The organism is Symbiopectobacterium sp. (assembly GCF_051710365.1).
In the GTDB taxonomy this organism is placed as follows: domain Bacteria; phylum Pseudomonadota; class Gammaproteobacteria; order Enterobacterales; family Enterobacteriaceae; genus Symbiopectobacterium.
The window spans coordinates 1-5,843 of sequence record NZ_JBPETA010000184.1; the positions used below are offsets into that span (position 1 = coordinate 1).

The 5,843-nt window shown below is 51.6% G+C and carries 4 protein-coding genes and 2 pseudogenes; 5 read left to right on the plus strand and 1 reads right to left on the minus strand.

The window, feature by feature from the left end; all coding sequences use genetic code 11:
* The first annotated feature begins 417 nt into the window (after positions 1 to 417).
* From ytfQ to yjfF, 4 genes and pseudogenes are all read left to right on the plus strand, one after another.
* Positions 418 to 1,374, plus strand: coding sequence for a galactofuranose ABC transporter, galactofuranose-binding protein YtfQ (gene ytfQ, locus ACTBDZ_RS14160; RefSeq protein ID WP_438815797.1), 957 nt, complete (start codon positions 418 to 420; stop codon positions 1,372 to 1,374).
* Positions 1,375 to 1,483: 109 nt separating this feature from the next.
* Positions 1,484 to 2,943, plus strand: a pseudogene (locus tag ACTBDZ_RS14165) (sugar ABC transporter ATP-binding protein); the annotation flags it as partial.
* A 27-nt stretch (positions 2,944 to 2,970) separates the two neighbouring features.
* Positions 2,971 to 3,417: pseudogene (locus tag ACTBDZ_RS14170) on the plus strand (ABC transporter permease); the annotation flags it as partial.
* Positions 3,417 to 4,322: a galactofuranose ABC transporter, permease protein YjfF gene (gene yjfF / locus ACTBDZ_RS14175; RefSeq protein WP_438815798.1), complete on the plus strand. Its 906-nt coding sequence runs from the start codon at positions 3,417 to 3,419 to the stop codon at positions 4,320 to 4,322. The pseudogene ACTBDZ_RS14170 and the gene yjfF, both read left to right, overlap by 1 nt.
* Before the next feature lie 14 nt (positions 4,323 to 4,336).
* Here the strand turns inward: yjfF and hdfR are convergent, their stop codons facing one another.
* The gene (gene hdfR / locus ACTBDZ_RS14180; RefSeq protein ID WP_438815799.1) at positions 4,337 to 5,161 is read right to left on the minus strand and encodes an HTH-type transcriptional regulator HdfR; all 825 of its coding nucleotides are present in this window, start codon (positions 5,159 to 5,161) and stop codon (positions 4,337 to 4,339) included.
* A gap of 121 nt (positions 5,162 to 5,282) precedes the next feature.
* Between hdfR and ACTBDZ_RS14185 the strand changes: the two genes are divergently transcribed.
* The gene (locus ACTBDZ_RS14185; protein ID WP_438815800.1) at positions 5,283 to 5,621 is read left to right on the plus strand and encodes a DUF413 domain-containing protein; all 339 of its coding nucleotides are present in this window, start codon (positions 5,283 to 5,285) and stop codon (positions 5,619 to 5,621) included.
* Positions 5,622 to 5,843 lie beyond the last annotated feature (222 nt).

Consider the following 5,843-nt stretch of genomic DNA (forward strand, 5'->3'; position numbering starts at 1 on the left):
CCGATGGTAGTGTGGGGCTTCCCCATGTGAGAGTAGGGAACTGCCAGGTTTTAATTAAGCGAAGGGGCTGTCCGAGAGGACAGCCCTTTTTGCTGTGCGTGATTTTTGGTGGTCTAGGGTTTTTATCGTAACGCGCAAATAATCCCATACCGTTTATATGCATTAATTTGCCCCTCCTCCTGCGGCTAAAAGCCTGAAAATGGCTGAATGAATTAGCTGTAATTATGTACAAACCTATCGTAATACCAGGTTGTGAGCTTGCTCATCCCTCTTCGTCACTATTTCGACTAAAACAGATAAGCCCTGATAAAAATGTCAGGTGCATGTCGTGTCTCTGTACAACCTGCACGCATTGACGTGGGGTTAAAACCTGCAAACAAGCCAAAAAGCTGTCGGCTGCTCATAAAGGAGTAGATTATGTACAGGCGTTTACTGGTCGCAATGGCTGTCGCTACAGCATTATGTGGCGCAACACAGGCTTCGGCGCTCACCGTGGGATTTTCTCACATCGGTTCCGAGTCGGGATGGCGCTCTGCTGAAACCAAAGTCTCTAAACAGGAAGCAGAAAAACGGGGTATCACCTTAAAAATAGCGGATGCGCAACAGAAACAAGAGAACCAGATCAAAGCGGTAAGATCGTTTATTGCACAAGGCGTTGATGCCATTTTTATCGCACCCGTGGTCGCAACGGGCTGGACGCCAGTACTTCAGGAAGCCAAGGAAGCAAAAATACCGGTATTCCTGCTGGACCGTATGATCGATGTTAACGATCCCTCCTTGTATACCGCTGCGGTTGCTTCTGACAGTGTCTACGAAGGTAAGGTGGCTGCCGAATGGCTGCTGAAGGATGTGGCAGGCCAGCCCTGTAACGTTGTTGAGCTGCAAGGTACGGTGGGATCGAGCGTCGCAATAAACCGCAAAAAAGGGTTTGTTGACGGCATCGCTGCTTCTCCGAATGTGAAGATCATCCGCTCGCAATCAGGCGATTTTACCCGCAGCAAGGGTAAAGAGGTGATGGAAAGCTTCATCAAAGCGGAACAGAACGGCAAGAATATCTGCGCGGTTTATGCCCATAACGATGATATGGCGATCGGTGCCATTCAGGCCATTAAAGAGGCCGGATTAAAACCGGGCTCGCAAATTAAAGTGGTTTCTATCGATGCTGTTCCCGATATTTTTAAAGCAATGATTGACGGTGAAGCCAATGCCACAGTAGAGCTGACGCCAAATATGGCTGGCCCGGCATTTGATGCGTTAATTGCCTTGAAAAAAGAAAGGAAGCTGCCGCAGAAATTTATTCAGACTGAATCAAGATTATTATTGCCGGATACGGCGCAAGCGGAATACCAATCCAAAAAAAACCTCGGTTATTAAGCCTGATAACGATGGCGTGCAATGCGCCATCGTTACCTGATGTTTTAGGCGTAATCAATAAGGTTGTGTTTTGACCAACACCCAAACGCAAGTGGCATAGGTGAGTCTGATGGACACTGAATTGCTGTTGGACATCCAGGGAATGAGCGTCGAATTTCCTGGCATTAAAGCGTTGGATAGCGTCGATTTCACGCTACGCAAAGGGGAAATTGTTGCCTTGCTGGGTGAAAACGGTGCGGGAAAATCGACGCTGATAAAAGCATTGATCGGGGTTTATCGGCGTTCAGCAGGAGAGATTTTTCTCGAAGGTAACGCTATCGATCCGTTAAACACTGCACACGCGCAATCCTTAGGTATCGGTACCGTTTACCAGGAGGTCAACCTTTTACCCAATCTGTCGGTGGCGGCGAATTTGTTTTTGGGCCGAGAACCCTTGCGCTTCGGCATGATTGATCAGAAAGAAATGGCGCGGCTTGCCAGAGAAATTGTCGCCTACTACGGGCTACGAATAGATGTTACCGATCCTTTAGGCAATTACTCGATCGCCATTCAGCAGATCATTGCTATCGCTCGAGCGGTCGATCTTTCCGCCAAGGTGCTGATCCTTGATGAACCCACTGCCAGCCTGGATGCGAATGAGGTCGATATGCTGTTCGGCATTCTGTCCCATTTGCGTGAGCACGGCGTGGGCATGATTTTTGTCACCCATTTTCTCGATCAGGTTTATCGCCTTAGCGATCGCATCACTGTGTTGCGTAACGGCAAACTGGTGGGCAGTGAAATGACGGCGGCGTTGCCACGTATCGATCTGGTACAGATGATGCTGGGCCACAGTTTTGATGAATCGCTATTTTTGATGAATCGCTATTAAAGCGCTCAGCCCATGCGACTGAAACCGGCGATCCTTTGGTCGAGTTTCGTGGCTATGGTCGTCGTAATATGGTTGATCCCTTTGATTTGTCCGTTGCGCCGGGCGAAATCGTAGGGCTGGCGGGATTATTGGGATAGGGTCGCACAGAAACCGCTCAGCTCGTCTTTGGCATTAAAACGCCGGATAGCGGTGAAGCCAGGGTTGATGGTCAGTCCGTCTCCATTCGGAGCCCACGCAAGGCGGGCAGGCTGGGTTTTGGTTATTGCCCTGAAGATCGCAAAACCGAGGGCATCGTCGGTTCAGCGACTGTTCGAGAGAACATTATTCTGGCGTTGCAGGCCCAGCGCGGGTGGTTGCGTCCGCTGGCGTTAAAAGAGCAAACCCGCATTGCAGAAATGTTCATTGAGAGATTGGGGATACGTACTCCGAGTCCTGAGCAGGAAATTCAGTATCTATCTGGCGGCAATCAGCAAAAGGTGTTGCTGTCGCGCTGGCTGGCGACAGAACCACGTTTTCTCATTCTTGATGAGCCGACGCGCGGCATTGATGTTGGTGCCCATGCCGAAATCATTCGTTTGATAGAAAAACTGTGTGAGCGCGGTATGGCGCTGCTGGTTATCTCCTCTGAGCTGGAAGAGCTGACCGGTTATGCCGACCGTATCATTGTGTTGCGCGACAGAAAGCAAGTGGCACATCTGGGCAGCGGCTCGCTGTTTTACCTGCCGATGCCGGTGATTATCGCCTGTGCCATGCTGCTTCTGCTCTGGTTACTGACGCGCAAAACCGCGTTGGGCTTATTTATCGAAGCGGTGGGTATCAATGTTCGCTCTGCCAGAAACGCGGGCATCAGCACGCGCCTGATCCTGGTTTCTGTCTATGTCATCTGCGGTATCTGCGCTGCGGTTGCGGGTGTGATTATTACGGCCGACATTCGCGGTGCGGATGCGATTCTGGCGGTGGTGATCGGCGGCGGCTCTCTGCTTGGGGGCCGTTTCAATCTGCTGCTTTCGGTTATTGGGGCATTGATTATTCAAAGTATGAACACCGGTATTCTGCTGGCGGGGTACAAGCCAGAGCTGAACCTGGTGCTCAAGGCGTTGGTGGTGTTGGCGGTGCTGATCATGCAGTCTCCGCGCTTCTCGCTGCGCCGCCTGTTGCGGAGGCTCGAATAATGCTGAAACGAAATATTCCGCTGTTGATTACGCTCGGGGTTTTTATCGTCGGCTATCTGTTTTGCCTGAGCCAGTTTCCGGGATTTGCTTCCACGCGCGTGTTCTTCAACCTGCTGACGGATAATGCCTTTATCGGGATCGTCGCTGTCGGCATGACCTTTTTGATTCTCTCCGGTGGGATCGATCTTTCCGTCGGCTCGGTGATCGCCTTTACCGGCGTGCTGTTAGCCAAGCTGATTGGTACCTACGGTATGCATCCCGGCTATGCCATTGCGCTGGCGCTGGTGATGGGGGCGGCATTCGGTGCTCTAATGGGGTGGATTATCGACACCCTGAAACTGCCTGCGTTTATCATCACGCTGGCCGGCATGTTCTTTGTGCGCGGCATGAGCTTTATTGTCTCTCAGGAGTCTATCCCGATTGAACACCCCGTGTATCAACAGCTTGCCGGATTAGCGTGGCGTATGCCCGGTGGGGGACGCCTGACCTTTTTGGCGTTGATCATGCTGATGACGGTGATTGTCGGGATGGTCTTGGCGCACCGCACCTGTTTTGGCCATCGCGTTTACGCCATTGGAGGCAATATCACTTCAGCGGAGCTGATGGGGGTGCGGGTGAGAAAAACCACCATTCAGATCTACATGCTTTCCAGCACGCTGGCGGTGTTGTCCGGCATTGTGTTCTCGCTCTATACCTCAGCGGGTTACGCGCTGGCTGCGAGCGGCGTGGGCACGGTGCTGGGCACCTTCTTTGGGGTGCTGATTCAAGGTCTGATTCAAACCTATATCACCTTTGATGGCACGCTCAGCTCCTGGTGGACCAAGATCGTTATTGGCATCCTGCTGTTTGCCTTTATCGTCTTGCAGAAAGGGCTTAGTGCATTTTGGGTCGCCAAACGCGCCTGACAGCGCTACGCGGCTCACAACATATCGGCAATAGGGGTTTTTAGCAGTTGACGGATTAACGCCTGCTGGTCGCTGTTTTGCAGCCAAACGGCATACAGCGGGCGGATCACCGGTGGCGTATTTTGCTGTATGTAAAGCAATGGGTACGTTTTTTCCCAATGGCGCGGCAGAAAGGCACAGCCTCCGGTGGTCAGCAGCAGCTGGCGCGTCAGGTGTGCTGAGGTGGTGGTCAGGATAGGAAGCTGTTCGTTACTCAATAACCGCCCTTCATGTTGATGAAAATCCGCGCCCCATTCCAGTTTGATGAAAGGTCGTTCGGTCTGCTCCTCATCCTGAGTGGCGAACAACGCCAGAGAGAAGTTTCCTAACAGATGGCTGGTTAACTCTTCCATTTTGGGCTGCTCGGTGGTGATCAGCAGGTCCAAACGCCGCTCGTGTAACTGCTGCACCAGAGAGTGACGTTGTGCAATGCGCGCTTCAAGCTGAAGCAGTGGGCGCTGCTGATACAAGGTTTGCAGCCAGGGTGTCAGGTAGGCTTCCCACAGCGATGCCGTCGCACCAATCGACAGCAACTGGTGCTGCTGCGAGCGCGCGACCTCTTTTTTAGCCAGTTGCCAGGTGCCCATCAGACTCTCTGCGTAGGGCAACAACCGCTCGCCCGCCGGTGTCAGGCGAATATTATTGCGATGGCGAGTGAACAAATTTGCACCAAGTTGATTTTCTAATTGGCGAATACGAAAGCTGACCGCCGACTGGGTCAGATAGAGCGATTCTGCGGCGCGTCCAAAATGCCGCGTTCTGCTGACTTCCAGGAAGGTTTTTAGTAATTCGGTATCCACGCCCATCTCCAAAAAAATTTTGTCGTGATGATTTAAATGTTTTGTTTTACAGAATGTCAAGCCTATCTAATACTCCGCGCCATAAACAGCACGACCATAAAAGAATTAGGAGCGTGTTAAGATGGCGGAAAGCTTCTCTACAACGAATCGTTTTTTTGATAATAAATCCTATCCACGCGGCTTCTCTCGTCACGGTGACTTGACCATCAAAGAAGCCCAGATGTTGGAGCGTTATGGCTATGCGCTGAATGAGCTTGACCTGGGTAAACGCCAACCGGTGACCGAGGAAGAGATTCAATTCGTCGCCATGTGCCGCGGTGAACGTGATGCATCCACCGACATGGAAAAAACCTGGGCCAAATATGTTGCACGTATTCGTCGCCCGAAGCGTTTCCACACGCTGTCTGGCGGTAAGCCGCAGATGGATGCAGTGGAAGAATACACTGATAGCGACGATTAAGTTTTTCACTCGCGGGGCCAATGGCCCCGTTTTTTATGTCTGTGCTTTACCCTAAATCGCGGTGCAAGCGGCGCAGTAACCTGTCCATGCAGCGATAACCCGTCATTCCGCACCTACTTTAAGAATAAATTCGACGGTATCGCTCGCCGAGAACATCAACGATGGTCTTGTGAACAGAATTGAGGTTGGATACTTGTGGTGGTCTGTCACCAATACTGAACT

Coding starts and splice junctions, on each gene's coding strand:
- ytfQ (WP_438815797.1), top strand. CDS start 418: ATGTACAGGCGTTTACTGGTCGCAATGGCTGTCGCTACAGCATTATGT.
- yjfF (WP_438815798.1), top strand. CDS start 3,417: ATGCTGAAACGAAATATTCCGCTGTTGATTACGCTCGGGGTTTTTATC.
- ACTBDZ_RS14185 (WP_438815800.1), top strand. CDS start 5,283: ATGGCGGAAAGCTTCTCTACAACGAATCGTTTTTTTGATAATAAATCC.